The organism is Pseudomonas sp. B14(2022), assembly GCF_012030485.1.
GTDB lineage: Bacteria > Pseudomonadota > Gammaproteobacteria > Pseudomonadales > Pseudomonadaceae > Aquipseudomonas.
In genome coordinates this window covers 43,435-60,978 of record NZ_JAAUVM010000004.1, presented here as the reverse complement: position 1 = coordinate 60,978, position 17,544 = coordinate 43,435, and the positions used below count along the sequence as shown (strand labels likewise).

At 59.9% G+C, this 17,544-nt stretch carries 19 protein-coding genes; 14 read left to right on the top strand and 5 right to left on the bottom strand.

Annotation, left to right across the window (positions count from 1 at the left end; genetic code table 11):
- Positions 1-4 precede the first annotated feature (4 nt).
- On the top strand, positions 5-1,036 hold the full coding sequence (locus HCF10_RS08080; RefSeq protein ID WP_167655216.1) for a hypothetical protein: 1,032 nt from the start codon (positions 5-7) through the stop codon (positions 1,034-1,036).
- A 57-nt stretch (positions 1,037-1,093) separates the two neighbouring features.
- Here HCF10_RS08080 and HCF10_RS08075 read toward each other — a convergent pair whose 3' ends face one another.
- Positions 1,094-1,708 (bottom strand): hypothetical protein, encoded by a 615-nt coding sequence (locus HCF10_RS08075; protein ID WP_167655215.1) that lies wholly within the window; start codon positions 1,706-1,708, stop codon positions 1,094-1,096.
- Positions 1,709-1,762: 54 nt separating this feature from the next.
- Here HCF10_RS08075 and HCF10_RS08070 point away from each other — a divergent pair, with 54 nt between their 5' ends.
- The 10 genes from HCF10_RS08070 (at position 1,763) to HCF10_RS08025 (ending at position 11,180) form a co-directional block, all read left to right on the top strand.
- Positions 1,763-3,820, top strand: coding sequence for a DNA cytosine methyltransferase (locus tag HCF10_RS08070; protein WP_167655214.1), 2,058 nt, complete (start codon positions 1,763-1,765; stop codon positions 3,818-3,820).
- Between the two features lie 43 nt (positions 3,821-3,863).
- Positions 3,864-4,394 (top strand): DUF4406 domain-containing protein, encoded by a 531-nt coding sequence (locus HCF10_RS08065; protein WP_237683075.1) that lies wholly within the window; start codon positions 3,864-3,866, stop codon positions 4,392-4,394.
- A 68-nt stretch (positions 4,395-4,462) separates the two neighbouring features.
- A complete protein-coding gene (locus tag HCF10_RS08060) occupies positions 4,463-5,152 on the top strand; it encodes a hypothetical protein (protein WP_167655213.1) in 690 nt (229 codons plus the stop codon).
- 78 nt (positions 5,153-5,230) lie between these two features.
- Positions 5,231-5,605 carry a hypothetical protein gene (locus HCF10_RS08055; RefSeq protein WP_167655212.1) on the top strand — a complete coding sequence of 125 codons (375 nt, stop codon included), beginning with the start codon at positions 5,231-5,233 and terminating at the stop codon, positions 5,603-5,605.
- On the top strand, positions 5,596-6,015 hold the full coding sequence (locus HCF10_RS08050; protein WP_167655211.1) for an HNH endonuclease: 420 nt from the start codon (positions 5,596-5,598) through the stop codon (positions 6,013-6,015). The genes HCF10_RS08055 and HCF10_RS08050 overlap by 10 nt, the downstream gene beginning before the upstream one ends.
- Positions 5,991-6,224 (top strand): hypothetical protein, encoded by a 234-nt coding sequence (locus tag HCF10_RS08045; protein ID WP_167655210.1) that lies wholly within the window; start codon positions 5,991-5,993, stop codon positions 6,222-6,224. Before HCF10_RS08050 ends, HCF10_RS08045 begins: the two co-directional genes overlap by 25 nt.
- Before the next feature lie 49 nt (positions 6,225-6,273).
- Positions 6,274-6,813: a hypothetical protein gene (locus HCF10_RS08040; RefSeq protein ID WP_237683074.1), complete on the top strand. Its 540-nt coding sequence runs from the start codon at positions 6,274-6,276 to the stop codon at positions 6,811-6,813.
- A gap of 222 nt (positions 6,814-7,035) precedes the next feature.
- Complete coding sequence (locus HCF10_RS08035; protein ID WP_167655209.1) at positions 7,036-8,229, top strand: tyrosine-type recombinase/integrase; 1,194 nt, start codon at positions 7,036-7,038, stop codon at positions 8,227-8,229.
- Positions 8,230-8,249: 20 nt separating this feature from the next.
- A complete protein-coding gene (locus tag HCF10_RS08030) occupies positions 8,250-9,836 on the top strand; it encodes an ABC-F family ATPase (RefSeq protein ID WP_074846575.1) in 1,587 nt (528 codons plus the stop codon).
- Between the two features lie 168 nt (positions 9,837-10,004).
- A complete protein-coding gene (locus HCF10_RS08025) occupies positions 10,005-11,180 on the top strand; it encodes an MFS transporter (RefSeq protein ID WP_167655208.1) in 1,176 nt (391 codons plus the stop codon).
- Here the strand turns inward: HCF10_RS08025 and HCF10_RS08020 are convergent.
- Positions 11,174-12,211 (bottom strand): alpha/beta hydrolase family protein, encoded by a 1,038-nt coding sequence (locus HCF10_RS08020; RefSeq protein WP_167655207.1) that lies wholly within the window; start codon positions 12,209-12,211, stop codon positions 11,174-11,176. The genes HCF10_RS08025 and HCF10_RS08020 overlap by 7 nt on opposite strands.
- A gap of 241 nt (positions 12,212-12,452) precedes the next feature.
- Positions 12,453-13,064 (bottom strand): FMN-dependent NADH-azoreductase, encoded by a 612-nt coding sequence (locus tag HCF10_RS08015; RefSeq protein WP_131696489.1) that lies wholly within the window; start codon positions 13,062-13,064, stop codon positions 12,453-12,455.
- A gap of 126 nt (positions 13,065-13,190) precedes the next feature.
- Here HCF10_RS08015 and HCF10_RS08010 point away from each other — a divergent pair, with 126 nt between their 5' ends.
- Both HCF10_RS08010 and HCF10_RS08005 read left to right on the top strand, forming a co-directional pair.
- Entirely contained in the window at positions 13,191-14,099 is a 909-nt protein-coding gene (locus tag HCF10_RS08010; RefSeq protein ID WP_131696490.1) for a LysR substrate-binding domain-containing protein, read from the top strand.
- The gene (locus HCF10_RS08005; protein ID WP_145338828.1) at positions 14,096-14,452 is read left to right on the top strand and encodes an MmcQ/YjbR family DNA-binding protein; all 357 of its coding nucleotides are present in this window, start codon (positions 14,096-14,098) and stop codon (positions 14,450-14,452) included. Before HCF10_RS08010 ends, HCF10_RS08005 begins: the two co-directional genes overlap by 4 nt.
- Here HCF10_RS08005 and HCF10_RS08000 read toward each other — a convergent pair.
- Both HCF10_RS08000 and HCF10_RS07995 read right to left on the bottom strand, forming a co-directional pair.
- A complete protein-coding gene (locus HCF10_RS08000; RefSeq protein WP_131696492.1) occupies positions 14,441-14,824 on the bottom strand; it encodes a DUF1294 domain-containing protein in 384 nt (127 codons plus the stop codon). The two genes, HCF10_RS08005 and HCF10_RS08000, sit on opposite strands and share 12 nt — an antisense overlap.
- Complete coding sequence (locus HCF10_RS07995) at positions 14,821-15,651, bottom strand: undecaprenyl-diphosphate phosphatase (protein WP_145338827.1); 831 nt, start codon at positions 15,649-15,651, stop codon at positions 14,821-14,823. The genes HCF10_RS08000 and HCF10_RS07995 overlap by 4 nt, the downstream gene beginning before the upstream one ends.
- A 229-nt stretch (positions 15,652-15,880) precedes the next feature.
- Between HCF10_RS07995 and HCF10_RS07990 the strand changes: the two genes are divergently transcribed.
- Positions 15,881-17,515 carry a methyl-accepting chemotaxis protein gene (locus tag HCF10_RS07990; RefSeq protein ID WP_145338826.1) on the top strand — a complete coding sequence of 545 codons (1,635 nt, stop codon included), beginning with the start codon at positions 15,881-15,883 and terminating at the stop codon, positions 17,513-17,515.
- Positions 17,516-17,544: the final 29 nt, after the last annotated feature.

The window sequence follows — 17,544 nt, the reverse complement described above, 5'->3', positions numbered from 1 at the left end:
CACCATGCAAATTCAACGTGAAGGCTGCGTCAGCTTTGGCGAGGGCCGCCTGGCTGTGTGGGAAGAAGAAATTCCCCGCGAGTGGGACGCCAAGGTCATTTGGGAGCGCAAGTTCAAGCGCGAAGTGTTCAAGCGGATCATTCAAACGCTCAATCGGATCGGATGGACCGTCGGCGAGCAGACCCATATCTTCACTGGCAACAATTCACGCCATTGCGTGAAAGGCGATCTGCAAGCCGACCTCAAGATCATCGGGCGCAGCATTGAGTTGGACTTTTTCCAAGCCGTGAACACCCCGGATCGCGCAGACCACGGCGGACGGTACCAAAGCGACAAAGAAAAGCACATGCCTTACCTGGCTCGCCTGGAAATGCAGCGGACCCGCATGCGCATTCGTGACTACCTGTGCAACGTCTTCACCGGCTATACGTTCAAGGCTCCAGGCCGAGAGTGTGGCTTGGGCGGAATGACCAACACCGAGTGGATCAATGCCGACTACGTGAGTGCCCGGCGCTTTGGGCCTCCCACTATTCCTGCTGCCGACTACAACTCAGGGTCGGGCGACAAGAAAACAATTGAACATGGTGCGAAGGTCTGGACGACTGACCGTAAAGGTCGCTGGTACCAGGGCACTGCGTTCGTGAACATCAACAACATGTGGTGGGTCGCTCATGGCAAGTACGGCTACGACAACAAGGGTTGCTTCGAGCTGTTTGTTGAGCGGCCTACAGACATCAGAGCCAAGAAGAATGACCGAGCCCGCCGCCAGCGCCTGGAGGACCTGATCGCGAAGGCGGTGGCTGGGATGAACTATCAGCGCGCCGAGGTGCTGCGCAAGGTGCTTTTCCCTAAGCCTGAGCCGTTGTTCATGATCCTTAACGTGAAAGACGGGGTGTATTTCCGGCCCAACTACAACGGATACACCAGTGACACGATCAGGGCTGGCAAGTACACCCGCGCGGAGCTGAAACCTTATCTGGGCGACGCTGACGAAAAAGACGATCTGAAGGCCGTGCCGATTTCTCAGGCCGCCTGATCCGGCTCCATGCCAGTTTCCCACTAAGTCCGGCTACTACCCGGTTAGATAACCCTGTTAGGCGTTTCCAAATTTAGCATTGAATACTAATTCATACTCGCCCCAGTAGTGTTCAGCTAGCTGCGACTGAGCAAAAAGATCTTCATACATCAAAACAAGCTCTTGTTCAATAAACGCATCGGCCTCAAGAAACAATGTGACTCTCGATGACATATTCGACATAGCCGCCAACATTCCATTATGAAAAATAACCAGATCATAGTTACCCAGCTCGTAGGCAGGGAGGCTCTTTAGCGAACTCAAAGAAGAGTTAAATAGGTCCCTAAAAACAAGATTCCAGCTCTCCTTAAAGACTCCAACGGGCGGCTGCTTTTCAACTAACTCTCTCATAGTCCTGGCATGATCCCATGCGCATTTAACCACAGCAAAATACGCGTTTGACTTATCCAAAGCCCGCTGATTAGCCTGTTGAATTTGTCTTTCAACCTGACTATTGCTAATCGCAAAAGCTCCCCATATCGCCGCTATTGACCCTATAGCCTGAACCCAGCTTGCCAGCTCACTACTTGTGAGCTTGAACAATGCAATTCCGAACAGTACGGCCAATACAAGCAGGATATTCGATACAGATAGCCAGGGCTTAAACAAGTCTTTTCCGTAATCGTTCAGCATCCCTTATCCCTACCTTGACGTTTGATCGGTAAATATACCCGGCGAGGAACCCCTATGTCCGCAAAACAGAAGAAACACCCCTTCGATTTCAAAACCCAATACGGACTCGGCTTCAACCCTCAGGACGATGAGATCGTTGTCGACTTCTTCTGTGGTGGCGGCGGAGCCGGTACCGGGCTGGAAATTGGCCTGGGCCGCACCGTGAACGTAGCGAAGAACCACAGCCCGCAAGCCATCAGCATGCACACCGTGAATCACCCAGGCGCCAAGCACTTCACCACCGACGTGTTTGATGGTGACCCGGACACCGAGTGCGGCGGCAAGGCCGTGGGCTGGTTCCACATGTCACCGGACTGCACCCATCACAGCCAGGCAGCCGGCGGCCAGCCACGCAAGCGCGAGATCCGCAACCTGTCGTGGATCGGGCTCAAGTGGGCAGGCATGAAGCGTCCCCGGGTGATCAGCCTGGAGAACGTGAAACAGATCCTGCAGTGGGGCCGGCTGATCGCCAAGCGCGATAAGGCCACCGGCCGCGTGGTGAAACTCGGCGGCGAAGTTGCAGCACCTGGTGAGGTTGTGCCGGTGGGCCAGCAGTTCCTGATTCCTGACCCGAAGCAGCGCGGCAAGACCTGGCGCCGCTTCGTGGCCCTGCTTGAAGGCATGGGCTACGTCGTTGAATGGAAGGTGATCCGGGCGTGCGATTTCGGCGCACCAACCAGTCGGGAGCGACTGTTCATGATCGCCCGGTGCGACGGCCAGCCAATCGTGTGGCCAGCGCCTACCCACGCCAAGAACCCGGTCAGGGGCCAGCAGAAGTGGAAGACCGCCGCTGATTGCATCGACTTCACCGACCTCGGCAAAAGCATCTTCGGCCGCAAGAAAGACTTGGCCCCGGCGACCCTGCGTCGCGTTGCCAAGGGCATGAAGAAGTTCGTCATCGACAGCGCGGCACCATTCATTGTGCCGATCGCCAATTGGTCAGGGGAAACAGTACAGTCGGCAGACGAGCCGCTGCGCACAATCACTTCATATCCTAAGGGCGGCGCGTTCTCGGTGGTCAGCCCAGTTATAGCACCGGCAACACACCACGGCAGCGACCGAATCAACGATCCACTCAAACCATTGCCGACGGTGACCTGCGCGAATCGCGGCGAGCTGACGCTGATCAGCCCCACGCTGATTCAGTCGGGGTACGGCGAGCGCCAGGGTCAGGAGCCGCGAGTGCCAGGTCTGGATCAACCACTGGGCACCGTGGTCGCCGGCGGCGTGAAGCACGCCCTGGCAGCCGCGCACCTGGTGAAGTTCCGATTCAACGATGCGGGCAAGGCGCTGGACGAACCACTGCCGACCATCACCAGCGGCGGCAACTATCAGCGCCCGGCCGGGGCCGCACATGCCATGGGCATCTCCACGGTGTTCATGGCCCAGATGAATGGCGGCTTCAACACCACCGCCGCCAAGAGCATCGAAGACCCGATGACCACCGTAACGAACACCGGTAGCCAGCAGCAGCTGGTGGCGGCGAACCTGGTGCACCTGCGCGGCAACTGCGATGCCAGGGACGCAAATGATCCGCTGCACACCATCAGCGCCGGCGGCCAGCACCACGGGTTGGTGAGCGCGTTCATGGAGAGGGCATTCGGCGGGAGTGTTGGCCAGGGCCTGGACGATCCGGCACCGACCATCACCGCCGGTGGCGGCGGCAAGAGCTCGCTGGTATCGCTCACCCTGTCACCGGAACACGAAGCCGGTGCCCTGCGGGTCGCTGCATTCCTGATCAGCTACTACGGCACCGAGAACATCAGCGCTTGCGATGCCCCCGCGCCGACCATCACCACCAAGGACCGCCTGGCCATGGTCACCGTGACGGTGAAGGGCACGCCCTATGTGATCGTCGACATCTGCCTGCGGATGCTCAAGCCGTACGAGCTGTACAAGGCCCAGGGCTTCCCGGCCGACTACATCATCAGCCACGGCGCCGACGGCAAACCGTTCACCAAGACCCAACAGGTGCACATGTGCGGCAACAGCGTAAGCCCGCCGCCGATGGCTGCCCTGGCACGCGCCAACGACCCGTGGCGCACTGAGCAACGCCAAGCACGCGCCGCGTAACTCCCCACTCCACCGCCCGGGCATGGCCCGGCAAGGACTCCTCATGCCTACAGAAAACCGCAAGCCAGACATCCGCACCATCGTGACCGATTCGCTCGTCGGCATGATCGCAGCAGTTACTCGAACCACGCCGCCGGCGAACGAGCCGCTGCCGTCATTCATCCAGGCCCCTGTTGATCGGGCAGTTGACCGCATCAAGTCGCTCCTGCTGCCAGGCGTGACCCTCCAGGCATCCCGCGCCAACCGCGTCTACGTGGCCGGGCCCATGACTGGCATCACCGACTTCAACTACCCGGCCTTCAACGCCGTGGCCGACCAACTGCGCGACATGGGCTACGAAGTCGAGAACCCAGCAGATCACGGCGTCGTAGAGGGCGCGCAGTGGGCCGACTACATGGCATACGACCTGACACGCCTGGGGCTGTGCGGGGTGATCGCCCTGCTGCCGGGCTGGGAAAACTCGAAGGGCGCCCAGCTCGAAGTCCTGATTGCCAGGCACCTCGGCATGACGGTTGTGAATGCCCATGATCTGGTAACGAGGGATGACACAAGAACGCCCCAGCCCCGCGGCTAGTGGATTGCACTTTCCTCCGGTGGATGCTCTAGTTACTTTGCATGCAAGCCTAAGGAGCGCAGGACGCAATGAATCTCGATGAGATGAAAACCCCTCGAACATGGGAAAATGCCCAGATGCCGGGCGCCTACGCACTTGCAACGCGTGTCGGCGAAACGGTAATTAATGCAGGCGACAATTTGACTTTCGAACAATACATCACGGGTTATGGAGAAATATCAAACTGCAAGATTCAGTGCTATATCTCATCGAATTTATTTGACCGTGATAGTTCATCCGTACACCACACCCCATACATAGAAACCCATGAGAATGGGTCAATGACAATAAAATGGGGAAGAGAAACGGGGCACGTAGACAACGCGGGTTACAACTGCATATGCATGGGTTTAAAAACCGCCAACTGGAAAGAGCCTACATTATTTTTTGACGCTAACGAGCCAGGATTGTTAATAACCGAGTTAAAAAGCGGGAAAGCTCCCTTTGAGTACAATTTAAAAACGAGCAAAACCATCAGGCCCGGCTCACATTACATAGACTTCTATTTGACTTACTTTAACGGCGACGAATGGAAGACCTCAAAAGAGCGCTTGGATTTCAGAGTCAATAATACATTTGAAAAAAACAGCACCGCACTATCGTTGCTTGCTGCTGTTGCTTTGCTGGTAACCATTGCTCATGACGGTATTGCTCCTGCCATAGAGACCATTCACGACATCGGAAAATTCGTTAGCCAGCAACACCACTCCCCGAAATAGTCCCGCCTATGGCGCACTTCGAGTGCGCTTAACCCCTCCCCCTTCAAAGTCAGCCGCTATAGCGGCAAGGACGAAGTCATGCCCGAAGAAAGTGTAGCGGCCTGGTCTGGCGAAGGACCGCCGCCGGCCGGAACCGTTTGTGAGGTCGATGGTTCGGCCGGCGAAACTGGATTCGCCACGTGCACCGTCCATTACTCATCCAGCGACGTGATTGTCTGGCAGTACCTCTGCTCTGACGTCGAGCACTGCGCCTATTTTGGTGAGCGCAAGTTCCGCCCGAACGGCGCAACCGCTGAGCAGCATAGGCAGAGCCTGGCGCGCGAGCTGTTCGAAACCATGATCCCCAGTGAGATCCGTTGCTTACCTTGGGAAGGTATCCATGAGAATGCCCGGCTCGACTTCCTCCGGGCAATCGACGCTGGGTACCGCAAGCAGGTGAAGCTATGCGCCTGAAGAAAGCTGAGCGCGAGCAAGTGCGCCTGAAGTACGGCGGGCACTGCGCCTACTGCGGAGTGCTGCTGGGTGACCGATGGCACGCCGACCACCTGGCGCCTGTCGTGCGTGAGCTGCTGTCCAAGCAGACCGCCGTCGGCACCTGGAAGCTGGTATCGGGCAAGCCACTGCGACCCGAGCATGACGTGCTGGAAAACATGATGCCGGCCTGCGCGCCCTGCAACATCAGCAAGGGCGGCCAGACGCTGGAAGGTTGGCGCAGCTGGATCGCAAGACACGTCGAGTCGCTGAACAACTACACCCCAATCTACCGCCTGGCTAAAGCATATGGCCTGATCGCCGAGACTGGCGCGCCGGTGGTGTTCTACTTCGAAAAGGTGACCCTATGGGCTACATCAACCCACTCTTAAAGTTGCCATCTGGCCGCGCCCTTCTGGACCTACCAGCAGAAGATAGGGCGCGGATCGAAGCCGTGATGCGCGAACTGCGCGACCAGGCCAACACCGAGGCGGAGAACTCCTGGAAGCGGCGCAAAGGCCCGATGGCCGCCTACTGGCGAGCCGTCTCTACCTACGCGCGCCACCTAGCGCATGCGCTTTCTCACAAACACCTGCCCTAACCCCAATCCCCCTACATGCCTGCCGGTGAGCGGCGGGCGAGGTATTCCTATGTCAGCAGTTCAGCGTTTCCACGAAGCAGCCAACGACGCCCTGGTCAAACTCAGTGGCTACTGCCTGCCAGGCGCCAAGCTTGCCTTGGTCATCGTCACCCCGGACGAGCCAGAGCGGGACATCATCCTTGAAGATCAGGGCTTGGATCGAAACGAGGTGGTCAGCGCTCTGCGCCGGCGCGGCCTGAGCATAGACGGCGACAACGCCTACAAGCGCGATCTGTGCGACACGATCGTCGGTGCACTGGCTCAGGGAGCCCAAAACACCAACCCGCCGCCGGCGGATCATTGGGCGCAGCAGTTCTGGCATATCGGCCGGGAGGAGCGCGCCAGCAGCGAGCAACTGCTGAAAGCGCTGATAGCGATCACCCAGGTAGCGGGCGAGTGCGAGCAGATCGCCAGCAACTACAGCGGCACCATCGACGGAATCTTCGAGCACGGCGGCGACGATCACGAGGATCCGAGCTGCGCAATCTTCCACCGCCTGTACTACGCCATGTTCGACGCGCGGGCCGCAATCAAGAAAGCCACCACCTAACCCACCTTCTGCCGCCCAGCGCGGCGCGGAGAGAACAATGTCAGCAGCCGAACAGCTCAACGACGGCATCACGGGCGACAAGGTCCCCGAGGCGAAAATGGCCGAAATCCTCGGCACCACCCTCGCCGCCTTACGCTCCAAGCGAGCCCGAAACCAAATCCCACTCGGCGTGTGGAACAAGCAAGGCAGCCGGGTCATGTACAGCATCAGGAGATACTACGAATGGCTCGAAAGCCAATGGGTCTGCCCGCAGGAATGGACCTCCACCACGGATCGATCCGCATCCGCTTTATGTGGAACGGCAGCCGGCGGAGTGAAACGCTCCCCTATCCCCCGACACAGAAAGGAATCAAGTCTGCCTCACAGGTTGTTGATCAGGTAAAGGGGCTGATCAAGCTGGGGCTGCTCGACGACGACAAGTACGCCGAGCTTTTCCCGAGTTCCAGCAACCTCGCCGGCGGCAAGATCAACTTCGGCGAGTACGCGCAGCTCTGGCTGGATAGCCGTGAGGTGGTGGCAGGTACGAAGGGAAACTACAAGGGAGCGCTGAACAGGTACTGGATGCCCGGTCTGGCCCTGGTGCGGATCGACCTGATCACAACCACGCTGCTCCGCCGGGTCATGGCCACCAGCGAGTGGAAGTCGCCGGGCGTTAAGCGCAACGCCATCTCGAAGCTGTCCACCATCCTGAATTCAGCCGTATCCGAAGAGTTGATCCCGAAGAACCCAGCGGCAATTCTCGAACTGCCCAAGCGCAGCAAAAAGGAGATCGACCCCTTCACGCTGGAAGAAGCAGACCAGATCATCGCGAAGATGTACGAGCACGATCACTGGCCCAGTACGATTTATGCGGCATTTTTTGAGTTTGTGTTTTTTACAGGGATGCGTCTATCTGAAGCCCTGGCGATGCGCTGGGATGCGGTAGACGAAGAGAAGAGGACGGCCCACGTATGTCGCGGGATCGCCTTGGGGGAAGTGGTTGAGCGCACGAAAACGGGCAGTGACCGCTTCGTTTTGTTGAATGACCGCGCCCTGCATGCCCTGAAATTCGCCAGGGAGTACGCGGAGCGTCGGAAAAATGGTAAAGGGAAAGTGCTGGAAACGCCCTTCATTTTCCCGCCATCAAAGAACTCGGAGTACGTGAAGCAGACGTCGGACCTGCATAAGCAATGGGTTCCGACGCTGAAAGCTCTGAATATCCGTCGTCGGCCGCCATACAACTGTCGTCACACCTATGCGACAATATGCATTATGTCTGGCATGAACCCCGCCTTCATTTCCCAGCAGCTCGGCCATAGTGTGCAGATGCTGCTCTCGACTTATGCGCGTTGGATCAACTCAAGCTCGGACTGGAGCGAAATGGAAAAGCTCCAGATTGGTCCCAAATTGGTCCCAGCTCAAATAAGCGCACCCTAAGCTATTGATAGGTAAAGTAATTGATCTCCACAGCTAACATCACCATGCAGTTCGGCGCCAAGCCGCTCTTTGAGAACGTCTCGGTCAAGTTCGGCGCCGGCAACCGGTATGGTCTGATCGGTGCCAACGGTTGCGGCAAGTCGACCTTCATGAAAATCCTCGGCGGCGACCTCGATCCGTCCGGTGGCCAGGTCATGCTGGAGCCGAATGTGCGCCTGGGTAAGCTGCGCCAGGACCAGTTCGCCTACGAAGAATTCACCGTGCTCGACACCGTGATCATGGGCCACGAAGAGCTGTGGAAGGTCAAGGCCGAGCGCGACCGTATCTACTCGCTGCCGGAAATGAGCGAAGACGACGGCATGGCCGTGGCCGAGCTGGAAACCGAGTTCGCCGAGATGGACGGCTACACCGCCGAATCCCGTGCTGGTGAGTTGCTGCTGGGCCTGGGCATTCCCCTGGAACAGCATTTCGGCCCGATGAGCGAAGTGTCCCCCGGCTGGAAACTGCGTGTATTGCTGGCCCAGGCGCTGTTCTCCGACCCGGAAGTGCTGTTGCTTGACGAACCGACCAACCACTTGGACATCAACACCATCCGCTGGCTGGAAAACATCCTGACCCAGCGCTCCAGCCTGATGATCATCATCTCTCACGACCGTCACTTCCTGAACAGCGTGTGCACCCACATGGCTGACCTGGACTACGGCGAGCTGCGCCTGTTCCCGGGCAACTACGACGAGTACATGACCGTGGCGACCCAGTCCCGCGAGCAACTGCTGTCGGACAACGCGAAGAAGAAAGCGCAGATCTCCGAGCTGCAATCCTTCGTCAGCCGCTTCTCGGCCAACGCCTCGAAAGCCAAGCAGGCGACCTCCCGTGCCAAGGCGATCGACAAGATCCAGCTGGCCGAGGTCAAGCCTTCGAGCCGCGTGAGCCCGTTCATCCGTTTCGAACAAACCAAAAAGCTGCACCGCCAGGCGGTCATCGTCGAGCGCATGGCCAAAGGCTTCGACGGCAAGCCGCTGTTCAAGGACTTCAGCTTCCAGGTTGAAGCCGGCGAGCGTGTGGCGATCATCGGCCCGAACGGTATCGGCAAGACCACCCTGCTGCGCACCCTGGTCAACGAACTGACTCCGGATGCCGGCAGCATCAAGTGGACCGACGCGGCAGAACTGGGCTACTACGCCCAGGATCACGCGAGTGACTTCGAAAACGACATGAGCCTGTTCGACTGGATGGGCCAGTGGACCCAAGGCGAGCAAGTGATCCGTGGCACCCTGGGGCGCATGCTGTTCTCCAACGACGAGATCCTCAAGTCAGTCAAGGTGATCTCCGGTGGTGAGCAAGGCCGCATGCTGTTCGGCAAGCTGATCCTGCAAAAGCCGAACGTGCTGATCATGGACGAACCGACTAACCACTTGGACATGGAATCCATCGAGGCGCTGAACCTGGCGCTGGAGAACTACCCGGGCACGCTGATCTTCGTCAGCCATGACCGTGAGTTCGTATCGTCCCTGGCCACCCGCATCATCGAGTTGAGCGCCAACGGCGTGATCGACTTCAGCGGTACCTACGACGACTACCTGCGCAGCCAAGGCGTGGTGTTCTAAAAGTAGTGACCTGAAACTGTGGGGAACAGGCTCGTTGTGGCGAGCGGGCTTTTGTGGCGAGCGGGCTCGCCACAAAAGCCGGTTTCTCAGTCAAAGTAGTTAGCCTGCTTCCTTTTCCCCCAAGCCCTTGCCATGATGCGCTCACCGCCCGCCCGCGAACGAGTGCCCATGTCTGCCGCCGCCCCCAGTTCACTGTCGATCACCCTGCAGATCGTCTCCATCGTCTTCTACACCTTCATCGCCTTTATCTGCATCGGCCTGCCGATTGCGGTAATCCCGGGCTATGTCCATGAGCAACTAGGCTTCAGCGCGGTGGTGGCCGGGATCACCATTGGCTCCCAGTACCTCGCAACCCTGCTCAGCCGTCCCATGGCCGGACGCATGTCCGACAACGTCGGCACCAAGCGCGCGATTGTGCTGGGGCTGGCGGGGATCCTGATCAGCGGTGTATTGACGTTTTTCGCCACCCTGGTGGACAGCCTGCCCAACCTGAGCCTGGGGATTCTGATTGCCGGCCGGCTGCTGCTGGGCGTGGCCCAGGGCCTGATCGGCGTGGGCACCATCAGTTGGTGCATGGGCCAGGTGGGTGCCGAACATACCGCGCGATCGATTTCGTGGAATGGCATTGCCTCCTACGGCGCCATCGCCATCGGCGCGCCGCTCGGAGTGGTGATGGTCGCCGAATATGGCTACGCCAGCCTGGGTATCGCGCTGTCGGTATTGGCGGCGCTGGGCCTGGTGCTGATCCGCAACAAACCCTCGGTGCCGGTGGTGCGCGGCGAGCGCCTGCCGTTCTGGGCGGTGTTCGGGCGCATCGCACCGTTTGGTGCCAGCCTGTGCCTGGCGTCCATCGGCTACGGCACCCTGACCACCTTTATCACCCTGTATTACCTCAATCGCGGCTGGGTCGGCGCGGCGTACTGCCTCACGGTGTTTGGCGTGTGTTTTATCGTCTCGCGGCTGGTGTTCATCTCGGCGATCAGCCGTTTTGGCGGCTTCAGGGCGGCGATTGCGTGCATGATCATCGAGACCTTGGGCCTGACGTTACTGTGGCTGGCGCCGTCCACCGGCGTGGCCTTGATCGGTGCGGGGCTGACCGGCTTTGGTTTGTCGCTGGTGTACCCGGCACTGGGCGTGGAAGCCATCAAACAGGTGCCAAACAGCAGCCGCGGTGCGGGCCTGAGTGCGTATGCGGTGTTTTTCGACCTGGCCCTGGCGATTGCTGGGCCATTGATGGGTGCCGTGGCGTTGAACCTGGGTTACAGCTGGATCTTCTTCTGCGCGGCGCTGTTGTCGGTCACGGCGCTGGGCGTGACCTTGCTGCTCAAGCGCCGCGCTTACTGATCGGCGGTCTGCAAGCCGGCGCGGGTAGATTGGCCGAGGGTGTGGGTGAAAAAACGCCCGGCTTCGGAAATCAAGTCGCGGTGGATGCCTTCACGGTCGACGCCGTCGGCATCGGTGCAGATCGCCGGCATCGCGGCCAATTGGTCGCTGTCGCACGGCGCCATGAACACGAAGTGCCCTGCCCCCGCCAGCAACTTGAAGTCCGGTGGTTCCGGCAGCTTGCGCGCCAGGGCGGCGGCGTTTTTGTCTACCGCCACCAGCTTGTCGCCGTCGCCGCTGTAGAGCAGCACCGGCACGTGCACATCCGCCAGGGTGTGGCGGCCGAACATCAGGCTCAATGGCGCCATCAACATCAACGAATGAATGCGCGGGTCGGATTGTGGTTGGAGGTCGTCACGGTCCACCACCAGTTCACCTTTGGTGGTGCAGGCATCGCGATCTTCGGGGCGTTCCTGGCAATAGCGGCGCAGGCGATCGAAATCCGGCTTGGCCCCCGCCAGGATCAACGCGGTCTCGCCACCGGCCGAATAGCCGATAACGCCCACCTGATCGACGTTGACGAACGGCGACAGCATCGGGTCGGCCAAGGTCGCGGTGATCGCTTCGGAAATCTGGATCGGCCGGCCGTACAGGTTACTTACCGTGCCCAGGCGGCTGTGGTCCTTGTAGTTATCGCCGGGGTGCAATACCGCGACCACCACAAAGCCTTTACGCGCCAGGGAGGTGGCCAGGTCATGCAGAGCCAACGGCGTACCGGTGTTGCCATGGGACAGCATCAGCATCGGGAAGCGGCCAATGGCGATCTTGGAATCTTCGGTAGCCGCGACGTGATAGGGACCCAGTTGTGTGCTGTGTTCATCGTCGGTGGACGGGTAGAACGCCACCGCTTTCATCGGTTGCAGATCCAGCGGGTCGAGAAAGGTCATGCGATGGAAGCCCACACTCCAATGGGGGTGCGGCGCAGGCGCGGCGTGCACTGAAAACAGGCCGCCGAGCAGGGAAAGAACCATAACGGCACAAAGACGCATCATGAGGATGTCCACCTTTGCTGCGTGACCACGTTCAACACCCGCGGCATGTCTATTTGAAAAGTCCATGGCTCAAGGTACTCACACTGGGTGATAAACCCATGCGTGCATAACCTGGGCCAAGGTAATGACAGCGGGTAAACGAAAAAACTCCGTACGCCAGTCGCTTCAAGACGACCAGAATACAGAGTTTAGGCGCCCGGCTTCAGATAGAAACCGAGCAGAGATGAAATTTACACAAGCCTTACGCAGCGGCGAACAATTGTTCGTTGATCAGTACGTTCGCGTCGCTGATGGATTTGCTGCGTACTTCATCACCATAAGCCAGGCCGTGGGCGCGTACGAATTCGATGTCGGTAATGCCGAGGAAGCCCAGCATCACTTTCAGGTATTCCTCGTGGGCAACACCGGTTGCCTGGCCAACATGCAGGCCGCCGGAGGTGGAAACAATGATGACTTTCTTGTTACCGCACAGGCCTTCAGGGCCGGCTTCGGTGTAACGGAAGGTCTGACCGGCGACGGCGATGCGGTCAATCCAGGCCTTCAATTGGGTTGGAATGGTGAAGTTGTACATCGGCGCCGCCAATACCACGGCATCGGCGGCGAGGAATTCAGCCAGGGTCTTGGCACTGAGGTCGGCCTCGTGCTGTTGTGCGGCGTCACGCAGTTCGGCGGCGGTGCCCAGGGCGCCCAGGGTCGCGCCGGAGAAGTGGTTGATGCCTTCACTGGCGAGGTCGCGGTAGGTCACTTCCACACCCGGCTCGGCCGCTTGCCAGGCCTTGACTACGCCAGCGCTGAGCTGACGGGAAGCCGAGTTGTCGCCGAGGATGCTGGAATCGATGTGCAACAGTTTCATGGTGGATCTCCGAGTGTGGGATCGACAGTGGCGATCAGATGGTGGTGATGCTACGCATGAAACCAATAGTCGATAAGTCGCCTGAATTGCGATAGTTTGTCCCACTGACAGGACAATAGGCTGACCATGCAAGACCTCAACGACCTCTACTATTTCGCCAAAGTCGTCGAAGCCGGCGGCTTCGCGGCGGCCGGGCGGCTTTTGGGCATTCCCAAGTCACGGCTGTCGCGGCGTATCGCCGAACTGGAAGAGCGCCTCGGCGCGCGCCTGCTGCAACGCACCACGCGGCAACTGACCCTGACCGCCGTTGGCGAGCGCTACCTGCGCCACTGCCAGGCGATGCTGCTGGAGGCGGAAATGGCCGACGAGGCGGTGGCCAGCATGTCCAGCGAACCCCGCGGGCGGCTGCGGGTCACATGCCCGGTGGGGCTGGCGCAGCACTTCCTGCCAGAACTGGTCGCCGGATTTCTCGCCGCCAACCCCCAGGTACAGCTGGAGATGACCCTGGTCAACCGCCGCGTCGACCTGGTCGCCGAAGGCATCGATGTGGCACTGCGAGTGCGCGAGCTTGGTGACGAAGACCCGCTGCTGGTGACCAAGCGCCTGCGCCAGGCCCAGACCGTACTGGTCGCCAGCCCCGCATTCATGCTCGGTCGCCAGGTAAGCACCCTCGACGATCTCAAGCAACTGCCGATACTCGGTGCGCTGGAGGCGGATCGCCTGGTGCATCAGCGCATCCTTGACCCCCAGGGCAACCCACACGATCTGGCGATGGAAGCCCGCCTGGGCATCGACGACTTCATCGTGCGCAAGGCCAGCGCCGTCATGGGTCTGGGCTTTACCGTGCTGCCGATGATGTACTGCGAAGAGGAACTGGCCAACGGTCGGTTGGTGCAACTGCTGCCGCAATGGTCGTTGCCGGGCGGCTGGCTCCAGGCCGTCTACCCGCATCGCCGTGGCGTGCTGCCGGCGATTCGGGCCTGGATCGATTACCTGGAAGAAGGCTTTAAGAGCTGCGGAGACCGCTTGCTATGAAGATGACCGAAGCACAAGTCGCGAGTTTCTGCCTGAGCCTGCCCGGCGCGCGGGAAGACTACAAATGGGGTGGCGTGCGAGTGTTCTCGATAGCGGGCAACAAGATGTTCGCCCTGCAAAACCTGCGCGGTGATTCGCTGGCGTTCAAGGTCGACAAGGAATTGTTCCTCGGCCATGTGGACCGCCCTGGCATCCACCCGGCGCCGTACCTGGCACGCGCGCAGTGGATCATCATGAACACGCCCTACCCGCTGGGCGCCGAGGAACTGCGCGGCTTGTTGCAGCGCTCCCACCAGTTGGTGGTGAGCAAACTGCCCAAGCGCACGCAGGTCGGCTTGCTGCTAGAGAACTGACAGTAGCGTGCCACCGAGGAACAACTGGTCCAGCCAGAACACTTGGTGCAACAGCACGATCACCCAGAACAGTACCTGGTAAGACACCTTGCGCGTCTTGTGCCGGAACACCTGCTGGGCAATCAATGCCCCCGGCCAACCGCCCGCCAGCTCCACGGCGTGGAGGATGTTCTCCGGGGTGCGCCAGCTGTCGGTGAGGGCCTTGCGCTTGTCGCTCCAATACAGGAAGAACGCCAGCACGCTGACCACGCCATAGGCCGCCAACGGAAGTACCGTTTCACCGCGCAGCCACACCAACACCGAACCCAGCAGCGGCGCCGTGCACAGCAGCACAAAAATCGCCGCTTTCAGGCGTGGGTGTTGAATCATCATGCCTTGGCCGCAGCCCAGTCGATCCAACCGAATTGCCAGGTCGCCAGGATCAGCAGGCCGAACGCAATACGGTACCAGGCAAATGCCGCGTAGCTATGGCTGGCAATGAACTTGAGCAGGCCCTTGACCGCGATCATCGCGAAGATGAACGAGGTGACGAAGCCAATGGCGAACACCGGCAGGTCCGCCGGCTGGAACAGGTCGCGGTATTTGTAGCCCGAGTACACCGCCGCACCGACCATGGTCGGCATGGCCAGGAAGAACGAAAACTCGGTGGCAGTCTTGCGCGACAGGCCGAACAGCAGGCCGCCGATGATGGTCGAGCCGGAGCGCGACGTACCCGGGATCATCGCCAGGCACTGGGCAAAACCGACCTTGAGCGCATCTTTCCAGGTGATGTCATCGACGCTTTCGGCGTGCACTTCATGCTCGCGGCGCTCGGCCCACAGCATGACGACGCCGCCGATCACCAACGCAGTGGCCACGGTGATCGGGTTGAACAGGTAATGGTGGATCAGGTCGGCAAAGATCACCCCCAGCACCACGGCCGGCAGGAACGCGATCAGCAGGTTGACCGTGAAGCGCTGAGCGTTGCGCTGGGTCGGCAAACCGGTGACCACATCGAGGATCTTGCGCCGGAATTCCCAGACCACCGCGAGGATCGCACCCAGCTGGATGATGATATTGAACGCCATGGCGCGTTCGCCGCCGAAGTCGAGCAAATCGGCGACGATAATCTGGTGTCCGGTGCTGGAGATCGGCAGGAACTCGGTAAGCCCCTCCACTACGCCAAGAATCAATGCCTGAATGGCTGTCCAAAAATCCATGCTTCCCCCAAAGGTCATGCCCTGTGGCATGCCTTATCAATCTTTTAATGGTTCACTGACGAGCGCACTGAAGGCCCGGTGTTGACCATGGGTCAATGCCGGTCTGCAAAAATTCTGTGAAAAATCAGGCAGTACTCAGGTTTTGCGATTTCAGGCCGAAAGCCTATCAGACAAGGCGTAAAAGTCGATGCGACGCCCACAATTATAAAAAGCCCGGAGTGACAGGACGATGAACAGTTTGCGTAATATGTCGATCAGCCGACGCCTCTGGTTGATCCTGATCGTCGCCGTGCTGATGCTGATGGCCCTGGGTTTGCTGATGCTCAAGCAGATCCACGACGACCTTTACCAGGCCAAGCGCCAGCAGACCCAGCACGTGGTCCAGACCGCCAGCGGGATCCTGACGTTTTATCACAGCCTCGAAACCACCGGGGTGATGACCCGCGAAGCCGCGCAAAAACAAGCCCTGAGCGCGGTGCGCGGCTTGCGCTATGACCACGACGACTATTTCTGGATCAACGACCTCACCCCCGTGATGATCATGCACCCGGCCAACCCGAAGCTGGACGGCCAGAACCTCTCGGCCATCCGCGATCCCGATGGGTTTGCCGTGTTCAACGAGTTCGTGATCCTCGCCAAGGCCAAGGGCGCCGGCATCATCAACTACCGCTGGCCGAAGCCGGGCGCCGATGCGCCGGTGGCGAAAACCTCGTATATCCAGTTGTTCGAGCCGTGGGGCTGGATCATCGGCTCCGGCGTGTACGTGGACGATGTGCAGGCCGAGTTCAACAGCCAGGTGTGGAAGGCCTCGTTTATCGGTCTGGGCATCGCCGTGGTAATGGCACTGCTGGTATCGCTGATTGCCCGCAGCATCGTGCGCCCCTTGCAGGACGCAGTGAACGCCATGGGTAATATCGCCAGCGGCGAAAGCGACCTGACCCGCAGCCTCGACACCGACGGTCGCGACGAAGTCACCCAGCTGTCCCAACACTTCAACAGTTTCACTGCCAAGCTGCGCCAGGTCGTCAGCCAGTTGCAGGTGTGCGCCAACGCCCTGGGCCAGTCCTCCACGGAACTGGGCAACAACGCGACCCAGGCCCATGACCGCAGCCAGCAACAGTCCCAGCAGATGGAACTGGTGGCCACCGCCATCAATGAAGTCACCTACGGCGTGCAGGACGTGGCCAAGAACGCCGAACACGCCGCCAGCGAAATGCGCGATGCCCAGGCTCAGGCCCAGCAAGGCCAGGTCAATATCGACAGTAGCCTCCAGCAGATCGACCAGCTTTCCACCACCATCAGCGAGGCCGTGGAAGTGATCCGCACCTTGTCCAGCGAAAGCACACAGATCGGTGGCGTGCTGGAAGTGATCCGCTCCATCGCCGACCAGACCAACCTGCTGGCGCTCAACGCCGCCATCGAAGCGGCACGCGCCGGGGAACAAGGCCGTGGTTTTGCCGTGGTGGCCGATGAAGTCCGCCTGCTGGCCCAGCGCACGCAAAAATCCACCGCCGAGATCCAGGCGATGATCGAGCGCCTGCAAGGTCACTCGGAAGCAGCGGTCAAGGTGATCAGCGACAGCCACAGCGCCTCGCAACTGACCATCGAACAAGCCGGCCAGGCCGGTGCCAGCCTCACCGCCATCGGCCAGGCCCTGCACAACCTCAACGGCTTGAATGCCTCGATTGCCAGCGCCACCCTGCAACAGGCCCATGTGGTGGAAGACATCAACCAAAACGTCACCCAGGCTGCGAGCTTGTCCCACAGCACCGCGCTGGCGGCGGAACAGTCTAACGTGGCCAGCGTGCACTTACGCGGGCTGAGCGAGCAGCTCGACGGCCTTTTGCGCCAGTTCAAGGTCTAACACCGCTCCAAATGTGGGAGGGGCTTGCC